The 15,855-nt window shown below is 63.2% G+C and carries 11 protein-coding genes and 1 riboswitch; of the genes, 4 read left to right on the forward strand and 7 right to left on the reverse strand.

What is annotated here, in order from left to right; translation table 11 throughout:
- Positions 1-58 precede the first annotated feature (58 nt).
- The 3 genes from CKW09_RS22225 (at position 59) to panS (ending at position 4,683) form a co-directional block, all read left to right on the forward strand.
- Positions 59-1,867, forward strand: a complete 1,809-nt coding sequence (locus CKW09_RS22225) for a cation:proton antiporter (protein ID WP_061799209.1) — start codon at positions 59-61, stop codon at positions 1,865-1,867.
- A 52-nt stretch (positions 1,868-1,919) separates the two neighbouring features.
- Positions 1,920-2,112, forward strand: a riboswitch (Lysine riboswitch).
- 109 nt (positions 2,113-2,221) lie between these two features.
- Positions 2,222-3,589 carry a lysine-sensitive aspartokinase 3 gene (gene lysC / locus CKW09_RS22230; RefSeq protein WP_061799211.1) on the forward strand — a complete coding sequence of 456 codons (1,368 nt, stop codon included), beginning with the start codon at positions 2,222-2,224 and terminating at the stop codon, positions 3,587-3,589.
- A 176-nt stretch (positions 3,590-3,765) separates the two neighbouring features.
- The gene (gene panS / locus CKW09_RS22235; protein ID WP_061799213.1) at positions 3,766-4,683 is read left to right on the forward strand and encodes a ketopantoate/pantoate/pantothenate transporter PanS; all 918 of its coding nucleotides are present in this window, start codon (positions 3,766-3,768) and stop codon (positions 4,681-4,683) included.
- 36 nt (positions 4,684-4,719) lie between these two features.
- Here panS and CKW09_RS22240 read toward each other — a convergent pair whose 3' ends face one another.
- The 6 genes from CKW09_RS22240 to CKW09_RS22265 form a co-directional block, all read right to left on the reverse strand.
- Positions 4,720-6,369, reverse strand: coding sequence for a Na/Pi cotransporter family protein (locus CKW09_RS22240; protein WP_095099514.1), 1,650 nt, complete (start codon positions 6,367-6,369; stop codon positions 4,720-4,722).
- Positions 6,370-6,499: 130 nt separating this feature from the next.
- Positions 6,500-7,492: an ABC transporter ATP-binding protein gene (locus CKW09_RS22245; RefSeq protein ID WP_095099517.1), complete on the reverse strand. Its 993-nt coding sequence runs from the start codon at positions 7,490-7,492 to the stop codon at positions 6,500-6,502.
- A gap of 4 nt (positions 7,493-7,496) precedes the next feature.
- Entirely contained in the window at positions 7,497-8,282 is a 786-nt protein-coding gene (locus CKW09_RS22250; RefSeq protein ID WP_095099520.1) for an ABC transporter permease, read from the reverse strand.
- Positions 8,283-8,299: 17 nt separating this feature from the next.
- Positions 8,300-9,139, reverse strand: coding sequence for an ABC transporter permease (locus CKW09_RS22255; RefSeq protein WP_095099522.1), 840 nt, complete (start codon positions 9,137-9,139; stop codon positions 8,300-8,302).
- Complete coding sequence (locus CKW09_RS22260) at positions 9,136-9,945, reverse strand: alkaline phosphatase family protein (RefSeq protein WP_095099525.1); 810 nt, start codon at positions 9,943-9,945, stop codon at positions 9,136-9,138. Before CKW09_RS22260 ends, CKW09_RS22255 begins: the two co-directional genes overlap by 4 nt.
- Before the next feature lie 11 nt (positions 9,946-9,956).
- Positions 9,957-11,018 (reverse strand): ABC transporter substrate-binding protein, encoded by a 1,062-nt coding sequence (locus tag CKW09_RS22265; protein WP_095099528.1) that lies wholly within the window; start codon positions 11,016-11,018, stop codon positions 9,957-9,959.
- Positions 11,019-11,212: 194 nt separating this feature from the next.
- Between CKW09_RS22265 and CKW09_RS22270 the strand changes: the two genes are divergently transcribed.
- Positions 11,213-11,923, forward strand: coding sequence for a UTRA domain-containing protein (locus tag CKW09_RS22270; RefSeq protein WP_061799222.1), 711 nt, complete (start codon positions 11,213-11,215; stop codon positions 11,921-11,923).
- A 38-nt stretch (positions 11,924-11,961) separates the two neighbouring features.
- Here CKW09_RS22270 and metH read toward each other — a convergent pair whose 3' ends face one another.
- Positions 11,962-15,642, reverse strand: coding sequence for a methionine synthase (gene metH / locus CKW09_RS22275; protein WP_095099530.1), 3,681 nt, complete (start codon positions 15,640-15,642; stop codon positions 11,962-11,964).
- Positions 15,643-15,855 lie beyond the last annotated feature (213 nt).

Below are 15,855 nucleotides of genomic sequence, written 5' to 3' on the forward strand. Positions count from 1 at the left end.
ATTGTCACTGGAATGTGCCATTTTGTCGTTCATACCGTATTTGAAAGGGATCTCCTCTATGGAATTATCTGCCCCGTTAATGTTGGTGGTCATCGGCCTCAGTTCGCTGCTGGCGCAGTGGCTGGCCTGGCTGCTGCGGCTGCCGGCCATTTTGCCGCTGCTGCTGTTCGGCATCGTGCTCGGGCCGGCGGCGCACCTGGTGCAGCCGGACCTGCTGTTCGGCGATCTGCTGTTTCCGCTGGTGTCGCTGTCGGTGGCGATCATTCTGTTTGAGGGCGCGCTGACGCTGCGGGTCGAGGAAATACGCGGCCTCGGCGGCGTGGTGCGCAACCTGGTGAGCATCGGCATGCTGGTGACCTTTCTGGTCATCAGCGTCGCCAGTTGGTGGCTGCTGGATTTCCCGCCGGAGCTGGCGGCGCTGATCGGCGCGGTGACGGTGGTGACCGGGCCCACGGTGATCGCCCCGCTGATGCGCGTGGTGCGGCCAAACGCCAACATCAACCAGGTGCTGCGCTGGGAAGGGATCGTCATTGACCCGGTCGGCGCCATCTTCACCCTGCTGGTGTTCGAATTTATCGTGCTCAAACAGAATGCGGAATCCTATACCCACCTGTTCTGGACGCTGGGCACCACCGCCGCCGTCGGCCTGATCGCCGGCGCGCTGTTCGGTTATCTGCTGGGGCTGGCGCTGCGCCGCGTCTGGCTGCCGCGCTATCTGCAAAACCTGGCGGTATTGGCGATCATGCTGACCGCCTTCGGCGTCTCCAACGCCATCGCCGATGAATCCGGCCTGCTGACCGTCACGGTGATGGGCATCTGGCTGGCCAACATGCGCGACGTGGACACCAGCGATATTCTGGCGTTCAAGGAAGAGCTGTCGGCGATCCTCATTTCGGCGCTGTTTATCATTTTGGCGGCGCGGCTGGACATCAACGCGCTGTGGCACATGGGCTGGCCGCTGCTGGGGCTGTTGCTGGCGGTGCAGTTTATCGCCCGTCCGCTGTGCATCGCGGTGTCGACCTGGCGCTCCTCCCTGCACTGGCGCGATCGGCTGCTGCTGTGCTGGATCGCGCCGCGCGGCATCGTCGCCGCCGCGGTCAGTTCGCTGTTCGCGCTGACGCTGCAGCGCAGCGGCTATCAGGGCGCCGACCGGCTGGTGACGGTGGTGTTCGCCATCATCATCGGCACCGTGGTGCTGCAGAGCCTGACCAGCGGCATGATGGCCCGCTGGCTGCGGGTGCAGCAGCAAAAGCCGCGCGGCGTGCTGATCGTCGGCGCCAACGGCGTGGCGCGCATGCTGGCGCAGGCGCTGATGAAAATGAATATCCCGGTGATCGTCACCGACAGCAGCTGGGAATACTACCGGCAGGCGCGCATGGAAGGCATCCCGGCCTATTACGGCCACGCCTACTCCGAACATGCCGAAAACTACCTCGACCTGAGCGACACCGCCCAGGTGCTGGCGCTGTCGCCCAACCGCCATCAGAACGCGCTGGCGGTCTATCACTTCGGGCATATTTTCGGTGAGGATCACGTGTTCGCCATCCGCTCCGGCGCGCCGTTGAAAGGCCGCGGCAACAGCGGCGAAAGCTCGCGCTTCCGCCGGCACGAGATCCTGTTCAACCAGGAGGCCACCTACGGCCGGTTGAGCAGCCTGATCGCCAAAGGCGCCGCCATCAAGGCGACCAAGCTGAACGAGAACTTTGGCTGGCTGGAATATCTGGAAAAGCATCAGGGGGTGATCCCGCTGTTCTGCCAACGCGAAGACGGTTCGCTGCAGCCGATCGGCGCCGGATCGGCGCCGGCCATGCCCTGCACGCTGATCGCATTGGTGCAAGATGAAAATCCCTCAGCGTCTGCCCGTTGACAGAAAGGCGATAACCGGCTATTCCTAACAGCCTACTTGCGCACCCGGTGCGCAAGCCAGAAGAGGCGCGTCGCCCAGGTAGAGTGTCAGAGGAGCCGTATTCCGACGACGACACAGGAGGGGGAGCGACGCCGAGGTAGGATGATGCGCGGCGATCATCGTATCGGCTACAGGGGCTGAATCCCCTGGGTTGTCACCAGAACCGCCCCGTAGGGCGGTTGGCAAGGTGGGGCGCTTCTGGGTGTACCGTAGCTTTAACCTCTACGCCTGCTCCCTGTTTACCGCTCTCCCCTTGTGCCAAGGCTATGAAATAAAGTGCCCTCTGAAGACGGCATCCCTGACACGAGGTTTTACATGACCCTAGCAGTACCCCAACATTCTACCCTGGTGGCCAAGTTCGGCGGCACCAGCGTTGCCGATTTTGAAGCCATGAACCGCAGCGCCGACGTGGTGCTCTCCAACCCGCAGGTGCGCCTGGTGGTGCTGTCCGCCTCCGCCGGCGTCACCAACCTGCTGGTGGCGCTGGCCGAAGGCTGCGATGCCGACAAGCGCAGCTACCGGCTCGATGAAATCCGCCGCATCCAGTACGCCATCCTCGAGCGCCTGAACGCGCCGGAGGTGATCCGCGAAGAAATCGACCGCATGCTGGAAAATATCGCCATGCTGTCGGAGGCCGCGGCGCTGGCCAACTCCACCGCGCTGACCGACGAACTGGTCAGCCATGGGGAACTGATGTCCACCCTGCTGTTCGTCGAGGTGCTGCGCGCGCGTCAAGTGCCGGCGGAATGGTTCGACGTGCGCAAAGTGATGCGCACCGACGATCACTTCGGCCGGGCGGTGCCGGACAGCGCCGCGCTGAGCGAGCTGACCCAGACGCTGCTGAAGCCGCGTCTGCAGGAAGCCCTGGTGGTCACCCAGGGCTTTATCGGCTGCGAACCGAAAGGCCGCACCACCACCCTGGGCCGCGGCGGCAGCGACTACACCGCCGCGCTGCTGGGCGAAGCGCTGCACGCCGGCCGGGTGGATATCTGGACCGACGTGCCGGGCATTTACACCACCGACCCGCGCGTGGTGCCGGCGGCCAAGCGCATCGACAAGATAACCTTTGAAGAAGCGGCCGAAATGGCCACCTTCGGCGCCAAAGTGCTGCACCCGGCCACCCTGCTGCCGGCGGTGCGCAGCGATATTCCGGTATTCGTCGGCTCCAGCAAGGATCCGGCCGCCGGCGGCACGCTGGTGTGCAACACCACCGAAAACCCGCCGCTGTTCCGCGCGCTGGCGCTGCGCCGCAGGCAAACCCTGCTGACCCTGCACAGCCTGAACATGCTGCATGCGCGCGGTTTCCTGGCCGAAGTGTTCAGCATTCTGGCGCGCCATAACATCTCCGTTGACCTGATCACCACCTCGGAAGTCAGCGTGGCGCTGACCATGGACACCACCGGCTCCACCTCCACCGGCGGCAGCCTGCTGACCACCTCGCTGCTGACCGAGCTGTCGTCGCTGTGCCGGGTGGAAGTGGAAGAAAACCTGGCGCTGGTGGCGATCATCGGCAACAAATTGTCCCAGGCCTGCGGCGTGGGCAAAGAGGTGTTCGGCGTGCTCGACCCGTTCAACATCCGCATGATCTGCTACGGCGCCAGCAGCTACAACCTGTGCTTCCTGGTGCCGGGCGACGACGCCGAGCAGGTGGTGCGCACCCTGCACCACAACCTGTTCGAATAAGTTATTATCTTTTCCAGCGGGCGCGGCTTGCCGCGCCCCTGCGCCAACAATAAACGGTATATAACGCGCAGGGATTTCCCGCAAAAACGCAACCACAAACACAACCACAAACACAACCACAAACACAACCACAAACACAACCATCGTTCTTAATTTGGCTAAGGAATCCCACGTCAATGCTGGCAAAACTCACGCGCTTATTCCCTCTGTGGGCGATACTGCTGTCCGTCGCCGCCTATTACACGCCGACCACCTTTACCGGCATCGGCCCCTACGTCAGCCCGCTGCTGATGCTGATCATGTTCGCCATGGGCGTCACGCTGCGGCTGGATGACTTCAAACGGGTGCTGTCGCGCCCCGGGCCGGTGGCCGCCGGGATCTTCCTGCACTATCTGATCATGCCGCTGGCGGCCTGGATCCTGGCGATGCTGTTCCGCATGCCGCCGGATCTTTCCGCCGGCATGGTGCTGGTCGGCAGCGTGGCCAGCGGCACCGCCTCCAACGTGATGATCTATCTGGCCAAGGGCGACGTGGCGCTGTCGGTCACCATCTCGGCGGTATCCACCCTGGTGGGCGTATTCGCCACCCCGCTGCTGACCCGCCTGTACGTCGACGCCAAAATCAGCGTCGATATCATGGGCATGCTGCTGAGCATTCTGCAGATCGTGGTGATCCCGATCGGCCTTGGCCTGATCGTCCATCACGCCTTCACCAAAGCCGTCAAGCGGGTTGAACCGCTGCTGCCGGCGCTGTCGATGGTCTGCATTCTGGCGATCATCAGCGCGGTGGTGGCGGGCAGCCAGAGCCATATCGCCTCGGTCGGCCTGGTGGTGATCATCGCGGTGATCCTGCACAACGCCATCGGGCTGCTGAGCGGCTATTGGGGCGGCAAGCTGTTCGGCTTCGACGAATCCACCTGCCGCACGTTGGCGATCGAGGTCGGCATGCAGAACTCCGGTCTGGCGGCCACCCTGGGCAAGATTTACTTCTCGCCGCTGGCCGCGCTGCCGGGCGCCCTGTTCTCGGTCTGGCACAACCTGTCCGGCTCGCTGCTGGCGGGTTACTGGTCCGGCCGGCCGATCAAGAAGAAATAACCCTCTCACCGGGGCGCAAACGGCTGCGCCCCGTCATTACAGCGTGCTCGGGGTGTCTTCCCAGTCGCGATCGTCGTCCCTCTCATCCTGATCCAGCACGTTGTAAGCCACCGCGCAGAACAGCGAGTTCAGGCGTTTCATGTCTCCCAACAACCCCAGATGCAGCGAGCTGGTTTCGATGCTCTGCACGTTCTGCTGATGCAGGCGGTCGACGTGCGCATGCGCGTAACGGCGGTCCAGGATGCGGAAACGGTGCTTGGAGCGACGCAGCCGCTTGGCGCTGGTGAGGTCGCCGGACAGGAACACCGACAGACCCAGCCGCAAATTGCCGATCAGACGCTCATGCAACGCATCCAGCTCCGCCAGCCCTTCGGCAGAGAAGGCCCGCCGCGCCGCGTGCGATTTCGCCCCCACGTCGCCGGCCATGCGTTCGATAATGTCGCCCGCCTGCTCCAGGTTGAGCGCCATCTCGATAATCTCCGCCCAGCGGCGGGAATCTTCCTCGCCCAGATCCTCCTTCTGGATCTGCGCCAGATACAGCTTGATGGCGGTGTACAGCACGTCGACGTCATCGTCCAGCCGGCGCACCTCTTTATCCTGCCCCTGCTTGCCGTGCAGCACTTCGCGATGCAGGATCATCATATGCTCCACCACATCGCCCATGCGCAGGGTTTCGCGCGCCGCGTTGGCCAGCGCCAGCGTCGGCGTATCCAGCGCGCTGGCGTCCAGGTGCCGCGGGCGCAGGCGCGGATCGTCGGCCGCCACGTCGGCGATCAGCGTTTCGCACAGGCGCGCCATCGGCCCGGCCAGCGGGATCAGCACCAGACAGCGGATCAGGTTGTAGAACACGTGGAAGTAGATCACCAGCTCTTCGTTGCCGCCGGGCAGCCGGCTCATCGCGTCCGCCAGATAAGAGACGAACGGCAGCACCAGCACGCAGCCGATCAGCTTGAACAGCAGGCTGCCGAGCGCCACCCGGCGGCCTGAGGCGTTTTGCCCGCTGGTGTTGATCACCGCCAGCAGGCCGCTGCCGAGATTGGCGCCGATCACCAGGCACAACGCCACCTTCAGCGAGATCACGCCGGAGGCGGTCAGGGTGGCGGTCAGCAGCACCGCAGCCAGGCTGGAATAGCTGACGATGGCGAACAGCGCGCCGGTCAGGGCATCGAGCATCACGTCGCCGGTCAGCGACGAGAACAGCACCTTGACGCCGGCCGCCTGAGTGATCGGCGTAGCGGCGGCAACGATCAGTTCCAGCGCCAGCACGATCAGCCCAAGGCCGATGAACACCCGGCCCATCTGGCCAACCCGGGTCTGCTTGCGGCTGAGGAACAGGAATACCCCGACCAGGATCAGCAGCGGCGACAGCCAGGACAGATCGAAGGTCAGCACCCGCGCCATCAGCGCGGTGCCGACGTCGGCGCCGAGCATGATCACCAGCGCAGGCGCCAGCCCCACCAGCCCCTGCGCAACAAACGAAGTGACCAGCAGCGCGGTAGCGTTGCTGCTTTGCACCAGCGCGGTGACGCCGATGCCGGAAACGAAGGCCAGCGGTTTTCTTTCAACGCTGTCGCTTAACACGCGGCGCAAATTGGCGCCATAGACCCGCATGATGCCGGTGCGCACGATGTGGGTGCCCCACACCAGCAGCGCCACGGAGGAAAGCAGGTGAAGAAGGGTCAGCACGGAAGATACGCTCCATTAACGCCCGGCTCGATGGCTTATCCTGCCTGCCAGGCGTTAAAAGAACAGGACAGCGGCACGGGCGGCAGACTGTCGCTGAGAAAGGATTGCCCCTGCTTTCAGCCTGAAAAAGTCATGCAACTTCCCGTAATGTAACAGTTTCCAAGTGTAGCCCAATCTCGCTGCCGTCGGCGTGCAAATCGGCTACCGAGCGGTTCAGCACGTCCACCAGCAGCTCCACGCCACGCGCCTGAACGCGGTAGCGCACCACATTGCCCAGCAGGCTGTGGTTGAGGATCACCGCAGCGATCCCCTGCCCGGCAGGCAGCAAACCGATGGATTCGGGGCGAATAGCTACCTTACCGTGGTAAGGGCCGCCGGTCAAAAGCGCGGCCTGTTCGGCGCTGAGCAGGTTGTGGTTGCCGATAAACCCGGCGGCGAAGGCGTCGGCCGGCTGGGTATACAGGGTTTCCGCATCGCCGCTCTGCACGATCTGGCCCTTATTCATCAGCACGATGCGGTCCGACAGCGTCAGCGCCTCTTCCTGATCGTGGGTGACGAAGATCGCCGTCAGGTTCAGCTCGCGCTGGATGCGGCGGATTTGTTCGCGCAGGTGCTTGCGGATGCGCGCGTCCAGCGCCGACAGCGGCTCGTCGAGCAGCAGCAGGCGCGGGCGGGTCACCAGCGATCGCGCCAGCGCCACCCGTTGGCACTGGCCGCCGGACAGCTGGTGCGGGTAGCGCCCGGCCAGTTCGGTGAGCTCCACCAGCGCCAGCACCTCCTGCACCCGCTGGCGAGTCTGCGCCGCCGCCAGCTTCTGCATCTTCAGGCCGAAGGCCACGTTGCCATCCACCGTCATGTTGGGAAACAGCGCATAGCTTTGGAACACCATGCCGATGCCGCGCTTTTGCGGCGCCAGCGGCACCAGATCCTGGCCCTGCAGCAGGATTTGCCCGCTGTCGACCGGGGTCAGTCCCGCTAGGCAGCGCAGCAGCGTCGACTTGCCGCAGCCGCTCGGCCCCAGCAGGGTGACGAACTCGCCCTCTTCGGCGCTGAAATCGATATCCGCAAACACCTGGGTCTGGCCATAGCGTTTGTTCAAACGGGTGACGTTGAGATAAGCCATCGGGTTAGCCCTTGTTTTTATTCAGCAGATTCGCCAGCCAGGTGACTAACAGCACCACGGCGAAATAGGAGATAACCAGCGCGCTGGTGAAATGACCGCTGCCGTTGCGCATATTGAACAGATAGACCTGCAGCGTTTCATACTGGCTGCCCACCAGTAGGTTGGCGAACACGAACTCGCCGATAAGAAACGAAAACGACAACAGCACCGCAATCATCCCGCCCTTGCGCAGGTTTGGCAGCACCACCAGCAGCGCCGCTTGCCAGGTGCTGGCGCCCAGCAGGTGCGCGGCGTCCATCAGGTCGCGCAGGTTGATGGCCTGCAGGTTATTGCTGATGGCGCGATAGATAAACGGCAGCGCGATGGTGAAGTAACAGCCGATCAGGATCCAGGGGGTGCCCAGCAGCGGCAGCGGATCGGCGGCGTACAGCTGCATCAGCCCGACCGCCGAGACCACCGGCGGCACGGCGAACGGCAGCAGGATCAGCACGTTCATTACCGCATCGAGCTTAGGGAAGTAGTAAGCGATCACAAACATCGTCGGCAAAATCACCACCACCGCCAGCACCAGCGTGCCGAAACAGATCAGCAGCGAATGCCCTAACGCCAGCAGGAAGCGCGGGTCGCTCCACAGCGCCAGCAGCCACTTCAGGGTAAAGCCGTCCGGCAAAATGGTGGCGCCCCACTGGGTGGCCAGCGCGTAAATCAGGGTCGCCGCCAGCGGCAGCAACAAGATCAGCAACAGCAGGCAGGTCACCGTGCGATGGTAGAGGCGTTCAATGGGCGACATGGCCGTCCTCCGGGAAGTTATGAGCGCGCATTGAGGTAGCTCCTGCGCAACAGCCACTGGTGGATCAGGGTGATGAAGACCATCATCGCCACCAGCAGCATCGCCAGCGCGCTGGCCAGGTTGGGATCGAGGGAAATGTCACCGGCTACCAGCGCCGAGATGCGTATCGGGATCACGTTGAAGTTGCCGGTGGTGAGCGCATACACGGTGGCGTAGGCGCCCAGCGCGTTGGCCAGCAGGATCACGAAGGTGCCCATCAGCGCCGGCGCCAGCACCGGCAGGCCGATGTGGCGCCAGTAACGCCAGGGGCTGGCGCCGAGCAGCGAGGCCGATTCGCGCCAGTCCTCGCGCAGCGCGTCGAACGCCGGGTACAACAGCAACACGCCCAGCGGGATCTGGAAGTAGGTGTACAGCACGATCAGACCGCCCTTCGAATAGAGGTTAAAACTCTCCATCAGGCCGTATTTGCGCAGCAGCAGCGTCAGGCAGCCGTTCAGCCCCAGCAGGATGACGAAGGCGAACGCCAACGGCACCCCGGCAAAGTTGCTGGTCATGTTGGTAAAGGACATCACGAAATCATGAAACCGCGTCTGGCCCAGCTGGCGCAGTGAGTAACTGCCCACTAGGGCGATCAGCAAGCCGTAAACGCTGGACCACCAGGAGATCTCCAGCGAGAACTGAAACGCCTGCAGATAAAACGGCGAGGTCAGTACGTCAACGTAGTTGCCCCAGCCCCAGCCGCCGGTTTCGCTAAAGAAGCTGCTGACGGCGATCCACACCAGCGGCGCGATTTGGAAGGCGCCGAACAGCAGGATAAACGGCAGCAGGCACAGCGCGGCAATCCATTTGGCGCTCATCTTTCACCCTGCGCCAACAACGCCCGGCAGCGCGGTTTGTCATGCGCCACCTGCAGCAGATCGCACAGGGTGCCGCACAGCTCGGTCTGCAGCGGATCGGCGTCGTTCTGGCTGAACGCCGCGCCGAACACGAACAGCGGTACCTGCCGCTCTTCCGGCAGCACCCCGCCGTGGCTGCGATCGTCATTCATGCCGTGATCGGCGGTGACCATCACCTGATAGCCGGCGGCCAGCCAGTCGGGCAGATAGCGCGACAGCGCGCCGTCGGCATGGCGCGCCGCGTTGCGGTACTGCGGCGACGACAGGCCGAAGCGATGGCCGGCGTCGTCGATATTCATCGGGTGAATCAACAGGAAATCCGGCTGATGGCGGCGGCGCAGGTTTTCGGCGTCGTCGAACAGGTGCGTATCGGGGTAGCCGTCGTCGTAATAAAAATGGCCGTGCTGGATCGGCAGTTCGGCGTCGTCGGTATGGCGATCGCGCGCGGCGTCGAACGGCGTGCGGTTATACAGCTCGCTGAACCAATGGTAGGCGGCGGCGGCGGTGGTCAGCCCGGCAGCGCGCGCGTAGTGGAATACGCTTTGCTGCTGCGAGAGACGCGACACCTGGTTATGCACCACGCCGCTCTCCACCGGCGTCACGCCGGTGAGGATGCATTCATACAGCGGCCGGGAGAGCGAGGGCAACTCGCTCTCCAGCTGATACAACCGTCCACGCCCCGCCGCGCATTCGGCCTGCAGATACCCCATGGCGTCGTGCGCCACTTGATAGTTGAGGCCGTCCAGCAGCACGAGGATCGTTTTCATAATGGCTTGACTCACTGCTGCATAAACATGATGACGTTTTCCTGCCACTGGCGCGGCAGCGTTTTGGCGCTCTGCTCCCAGGCCGCCGGATCGGCGATCGGATGGGCATTCTTGTACTGTTCGGCCGGCAGCAGCTTGGCCTTGACGTCATCCGGCAGGGTCAGATGCTCGGCGCGGATCGGGCGGGCGTAGCCGCGCGCCAGGTTGATCTGGCCGGCGTCGGAGAAGATGTATTCACGCGCCAGCTTGGCGGCGTTCGGGTGTTTGGCGTATTTGTTGATGATGGTGGTGTAGCCGGAGGTGATGGAGCCGTCCGACGGGATCAGCACGTCGAAACGGGTTTTGTCGATCTGATCGCGGTAGTTCAGGCCGTTAAAGTCCCATACCACGCCAACCTGCACTTCGCCTTTCTCCAGCGAGGCGATCACCGGGTTGCTCAGGCTCAGGCGCCCGGCCTTGGCCAGCTTGCCGAAGAACTCCAGGCCCGGCTTCAGGTTCTTTTCGTTGCCGCCCATGGCGTAGGTGGCCGCCAATACGCCGCTGGCCGCCTGCGAAGCTGTGCCGACGTCGCCGATGGTGACCTGATAGCTGCCTTTCAGCAGGTCGGCCCAGCTGTGCGGAATGTCTTTGACCTGCTGCTTATTGATAATGAAAGCGATGGTGCCGGTGTAGGCCAGCGCCCAGTGGCCGTCTTTATCCTTCGCCCAGTCCGGCACCTGCTCCCAGGTGGAGGGTTTGTACGGCTGCGTCACCCCTTTTTGCACCGCGATCGGGCCGAAGGCCGCGCCCACGTCGCCGATATCCGCGGTGGCGTTGCCCTTCTCCGCATCGAACTTGGCGATTTCCTGCGCCGAGCTCATGTCGGTATCGACATGCTTCAGGCCATATTTGCTCAGCAGATCCTGCCAGGTGCCTTTCCAGTTGGCCCAGCTGTCCGGCATGCCGACGCTGTTGACCTCGCCTTCCTTCTTGGCCGCCTGCTCCAGCGCCGCCAGATCGGTATCTGCGGCCCAGCTCATCTGGCTGGTCAGTAGCATGGCACTGCTTAACACAGAAGCGCACAAACGTTTCATAACTGATGCTCCGGGTGGTAGGGTATGGGGGCGCTGGACTAGTCCAGCAAGAACCAAGCCAATCTAACGGACGAATGTGATAATTATATGTCAGCCTAAAAAAGCAGCGGCTTTATCGCATTTTGCGTCCCGTAAATCGTTCTGCTGGTCTACCTTAACCAAGGCGAAACGCACTGAAATGGGGCACCTGTTGCATGAATGATGTACCGACCACGGTGGCGGCGATCTGCCGGACGCTGACCGCCCGTATCGCCGGAGGCGAGTTCAGCGCCGACGGCAAGCTGCCCTCCGAGCGCGCCCTGAGCGAACAGTTCTCCACCACCCGCATCACCCTGCAGGAAGCGCTCGGCCAACTGGAGGCGCAGGGCGTGATCTACCGGCAGATGCGCCGCGGCTGGTTTATCTCGCCGCCGCGCCTGATCTACAACCCGCTGCAGCGCAGCCACTTTCACGCCATGGCGCAGCAGCAGGGGCGCGACGCTCATACCGAAGTGATCGACAGCGGCCGCGTGACGGCGAACGCCGCCCTGGCGCGCCGGCTGGAGCTGCCGGAGGGCGCGAAAATTTACCGCATCCGCCGGCTGCGCTACATCGACGGCCGCGCAGTGCTGTATTGCGAGCACTATCTGAACCCGGCCTACTTCGCCGGCATCCTGAGTGAGGATCTGACCCAGTCGCTGACCGGGCTGTACGCCGAACGCTACGACATTCGCTATGGCCGGGTGCGCTTCGACATGCTGCCCACCCTGCTGCCGCAGCAGGCCGCCGCCATGCTGAAGGTCACCTACGGCAGCCCGGCGCTGTTCATTACCCGGGTGAACCGCGATCAGCACGATCGGGTGATTGACTGCGACCTGGAGTACTGGCGCTACGACGCGCTGCACATTGACGTCGAAGCCCGGTAAATGACAAGGGCGCATCGCTGCGCCCTTGAGGGAGAGAGTCAGTCGGCGTCGTAGCCGAGGTTGGGCGCCAGCCAGCGTTCGACCTCGCCGACGCTCATGCCTTTGCGCGCCGCATAGTCCTCCACCTGATCGCGCTGGATCTGCGCCACCGCAAAATACTTGCTCTCCGGATGGCTGAAGTACCAGCCGGACACCGCCGCCCCCGGCCACATGGCGAAGGACTCGGTCAGCACCATGCCGGTATGGCGGTTAACGTCCAGCAGGCGCCAGATCTCCGCTTTTTCGGTGTGCTCCGGGCAGGCCGGATACCCCGGCGCCGGGCGGATGCCCTGATAATTCTCGCGGATCAGCTCGTCGTTGCTCAGGTTCTCGTCGGCGGCGAACCCCCAGTGCAGCTTGCGCACCCGCTCGTGCAGATACTCGGCGAAGGCTTCGGCCAGGCGGTCCGACAGCGCCTTGACCATGATCTTGTTGTAATCATCGTGCTGCGCGTCGTAAGCCGCCGCCAGCTCGTCTTCCTCCAGCCCGCCGGTGACGGCGAAGGCGCCGAAGTAGTCGGCTTTGCCGCTGCTTTTCGGCGCCACGAAGTCCGCCAGGCAGTAGTTCGGGAAGTCGGTTTTTTCCGTTTGCTGACGCAAATGGCGGCTGACCGCCAGCACCTCGTCGCGATTTTCGTCGCGATACACTTCCACGTCGTCGCCGACCCGGTTGGCCGGGAACAGGCCGTACACGCCGCGCGGGTTGAGGCTGCGGTTGGCGGCCAGCATGTCCAGCATCTGGTTGGCGTCGGCGAACAGCCGTTTGGCCTCTTCCCCCACCACCTCATCTTCCAGAATGCGCGGGTACTTGCCCGCCAGCGACCAGGTCATGAAGAACGGCGTCCAGTCGATGTAGCGGCGCAGGGTGCCGATATCGGCCTCCACCGCATGCACCCCAAGCTGCTGCGGCACCGGCGGCCGGTAGCTTTCCCAGTCCAGCGCCATGGCGTTGTCGCGCGCCTTCTGCAGGCTGACCGGCGGCGTGCGCGGCTTTTTGCGCGCATGCTGAATGCGCACGGTTTCGTATTCTTTGCGGGTACGCGCCACAAAATCGTCGCGCTGGGTGGCGGACAGCAGCGCCGACACCACGCCCACGGTGCGCGAGGCGTTCTGCACATAGGTGGTGGAGCCGCTGTAGTTCTGCTCGATCTTCACCGCGGTATGCGCCTTGGAGGTGGTGGCGCCGCCGATCAGCAACGGCAGGGTAAAGCCCTGACGCTCCATCTCTTTGGCCACGTTGACCATTTCATCCAGCGACGGAGTGATAAGCCCGGACAGGCCGATGATGTCCACCTGCTCTTCGCGCGCGGTCCTGAGGATTTTCTCCGTCGGCACCATCACGCCCAGATCGACGATTTCATAGTTGTTGCACTGCAGCACCACGCCGACGATATTCTTGCCGATGTCATGCACGTCGCCCTTCACCGTCGCCAGCAGGATTTTGCCGGCGGTGGAGCCCTTCTGCTTGCTGGCCTCGATGTACGGCTCCAGATAGGCCACCGCCTGCTTCATCACCCGGGCGGACTTCACCACCTGCGGCAGGAACATCTTGCCCTCGCCGAACAGATCGCCGACCACGTTCATCCCGGCCATCAACGGCCCTTCGATCACTTCGATCGGGCGATCGGCATTCTGCCGCGCCTCTTCGGTATCCAGCTCGATAAACTCGGTGATGCCCTTCACCAGCGAGTATTCCAGCCGTTTCTCCACCGGCCAGCCGCGCCATTCGGCCTGCTGCACCGCCGCGTCGTTGTCTTTGCTGCCGCGGTATTTTTCCGCCAGCTCCAGCAGCCGCTCGGTGCCGTCGTCGCGGCGGTTGAGGATCACATCCTCCACCGCGTCGCGCAGCTCGGCGCTCAGATCGTCGTAGATAGCCAACTGCCCGGCGTTGACGATGCCCATGTCCATGCCGTTGCGGATCGCGTGGTACAGGAACACCGCGTGGATCGCTTCGCGTACCGGATCGTTGCCGCGGAACGAGAACGATACGTTGGACACCCCGCCGGAAATCATCGCATGCGGCAGGTGCGTTTTGATGTCGGCGCAGGCTTCGATAAAGTCGACGGCGTAGTTGTTGTGTTCTTCGATGCCGGTAGCGACGGCGAAAATGTTCGGGTCGAAAATGATGTCTTCCGGCGGGAAGCCGACGCGCTCGGTCAAGATTTTATAGGCGCGGCGGCAGATCTCGAACTTGCGCTCGCGGGTATCCGCCTGGCCGACTTCGTCAAACGCCATCACCACCACGGCGGCGCCGTAGCGGCGCACCAGCCTGGCGTGGTGGATAAAGGCCTCTTCACCCTCTTTCATCGAGATCGAGTTGACGATGCCTTTGCCCTGAATGCACTTCAGGCCCTTTTCGATCACCGACCACTTGGAGGAGTCGATCATGATCGGCACCCGGGCGATGTCCGGCTCGCCGGCGATCAGATTGAGGAAACGCACCATCGCCGCTTCGGCGTCGAGCATCCCCTCATCCATGTTGATATCGATGATCTGCGCGCCGCTCTCTACCTGCTGGCGCGCCACGTCGAGCGCTTCGTTGTATTTCTCTTCTTTGATCAGCCGCTTGAAGCGGGCGGAACCGGTGACGTTGGTGCGCTCACCGACGTTGACGAACAGGGTCCTGGCGTCGATGTTCAACGGTTCCAGGCCCGCCAGACGACAGGCGACCGGGATCTCCGGCAGCCGGCGCGGCGGCACGCCCTCAACCGCTTTAGCCATCGCCGCAATATGCTCCGGCGTGGTGCCGCAGCAGCCGCCGATGATATTGAGGAAGCCGGCGTGCGCCCACTCGCCGACCTGCTTCGCCATCTCTTGCGCGTCCAGATCGTATTCGCCGAAGGCGTTCGGCAAACCGGCGTTGGGGTGCGCGGTAACGTAGCTTTCCGAAATGCGCGCCAGCTCGGCGACGTACTGGCGCAGCTCATCCGGGCCCAGCGCGCAGTTCAGGCCGAAGGTCAGCGGCTTCACGTGGCGCAGCGAGTTGTAGAAGGCTTCGGTGGTCTGGCCGGACAGGGTGCGGCCGGAAGCGTCGGTGATGGTGCCGGAAATCATGATCGGCAGCGCCACCCCCAGCGCTTCGAATTCGGTTTCCACCGCAAAGGCGGCGGCCTTGGCGTTCAGGGTGTCGAAGATGGTTTCGATCATGATCAGATCGACCCCGCCCTCCACCAGCGCGCGCGTCGATTCGCGGTAGGCCGCCACCAGCTCATCGAACGAAACGTTGCGGAACGCCGGGTCGTTGACGTTCGGCGAGATTGAAGCGGTGCGGTTGGTCGGCCCCAGCACCCCGGCGACGTAGCGCGGTTTTTCGGGCGTGCGCGCGGTCCATTCGTCGGCGCAGGCGCGCGCCAGGCAGGCGGCCTGATAGTTTATCTCGGCGGACAGCGACTCCATATGGTAGTCGGCCATGGCGATGGTGGTGGAGTTGAAGGTGTTGGTTTCGAGAATATCGGCGCCGGCTTCCAGGTAGCCATAGTGAATGGCGGTGATCACCTCCGGCTTGGTCAGCACCAACAGGTCGTTATTGCCCTTCAGATCGCTCTGCCAGTCGGCAAAACGTTCACCGCGAAAGTCGCTTTCTTCCAGCCGGTAGCTCTGGATCATGGTGCCCATGCCGCCGTCCAGCACCAAAATGCGCTGCGCTAACTGCCGGCGCAGTTGTTCTACTCGATTTGTCACCCATGATCCCCTTTATCTTTTAAGCCACACTCTTTCACCATCGCTAAAATGTTGCATACCCTGTGGATTTCAAGTTGCAGCTAGGCGCCCAGCTTGTTCATCCCCCGGAGCTTACTCAAGGTAAGTGACTGGGGTGAACCAGCGCAGGCAACAACGCTGCGGCTTGAAAGACGACGGGTATCGGTCATCCTAGCACAGCTTGCAGGGGCAAAG

This window comes from Serratia ficaria, assembly GCF_900187015.1.
In the GTDB taxonomy this organism is placed as follows: domain Bacteria; phylum Pseudomonadota; class Gammaproteobacteria; order Enterobacterales; family Enterobacteriaceae; genus Serratia; species Serratia ficaria.

What these genes read in the sequence shown, in the direction of transcription:
- CKW09_RS22225 (WP_061799209.1), top strand. Translation starts at nt 59, where the DNA reads ATGGAATTATCTGCCCCGTTAATGTTGGTGGTCATCGGCCTCAGTTCG.
- CKW09_RS22245 (WP_095099517.1), bottom strand. Translation starts at nt 7,492, where the DNA reads ATGGCTTATCTCAACGTCACCCGTTTGAACAAACGCTATGGCCAGACC.
- CKW09_RS22250 (WP_095099520.1), bottom strand. Translation starts at nt 8,282, where the DNA reads ATGTCGCCCATTGAACGCCTCTACCATCGCACGGTGACCTGCCTGCTG.
- CKW09_RS22265 (WP_095099528.1), bottom strand. Translation starts at nt 11,018, where the DNA reads ATGAAACGTTTGTGCGCTTCTGTGTTAAGCAGTGCCATGCTACTGACC.
- CKW09_RS22255 (WP_095099522.1), bottom strand. Translation starts at nt 9,139, where the DNA reads ATGAGCGCCAAATGGATTGCCGCGCTGTGCCTGCTGCCGTTTATCCTG.
- CKW09_RS22270 (WP_061799222.1), top strand. Translation starts at nt 11,213, where the DNA reads ATGAATGATGTACCGACCACGGTGGCGGCGATCTGCCGGACGCTGACC.
- lysC (WP_061799211.1), top strand. Translation starts at nt 2,222, where the DNA reads ATGACCCTAGCAGTACCCCAACATTCTACCCTGGTGGCCAAGTTCGGC.
- CKW09_RS22260 (WP_095099525.1), bottom strand. Translation starts at nt 9,945, where the DNA reads ATGAAAACGATCCTCGTGCTGCTGGACGGCCTCAACTATCAAGTGGCG.
- panS (WP_061799213.1), top strand. Translation starts at nt 3,766, where the DNA reads ATGCTGGCAAAACTCACGCGCTTATTCCCTCTGTGGGCGATACTGCTG.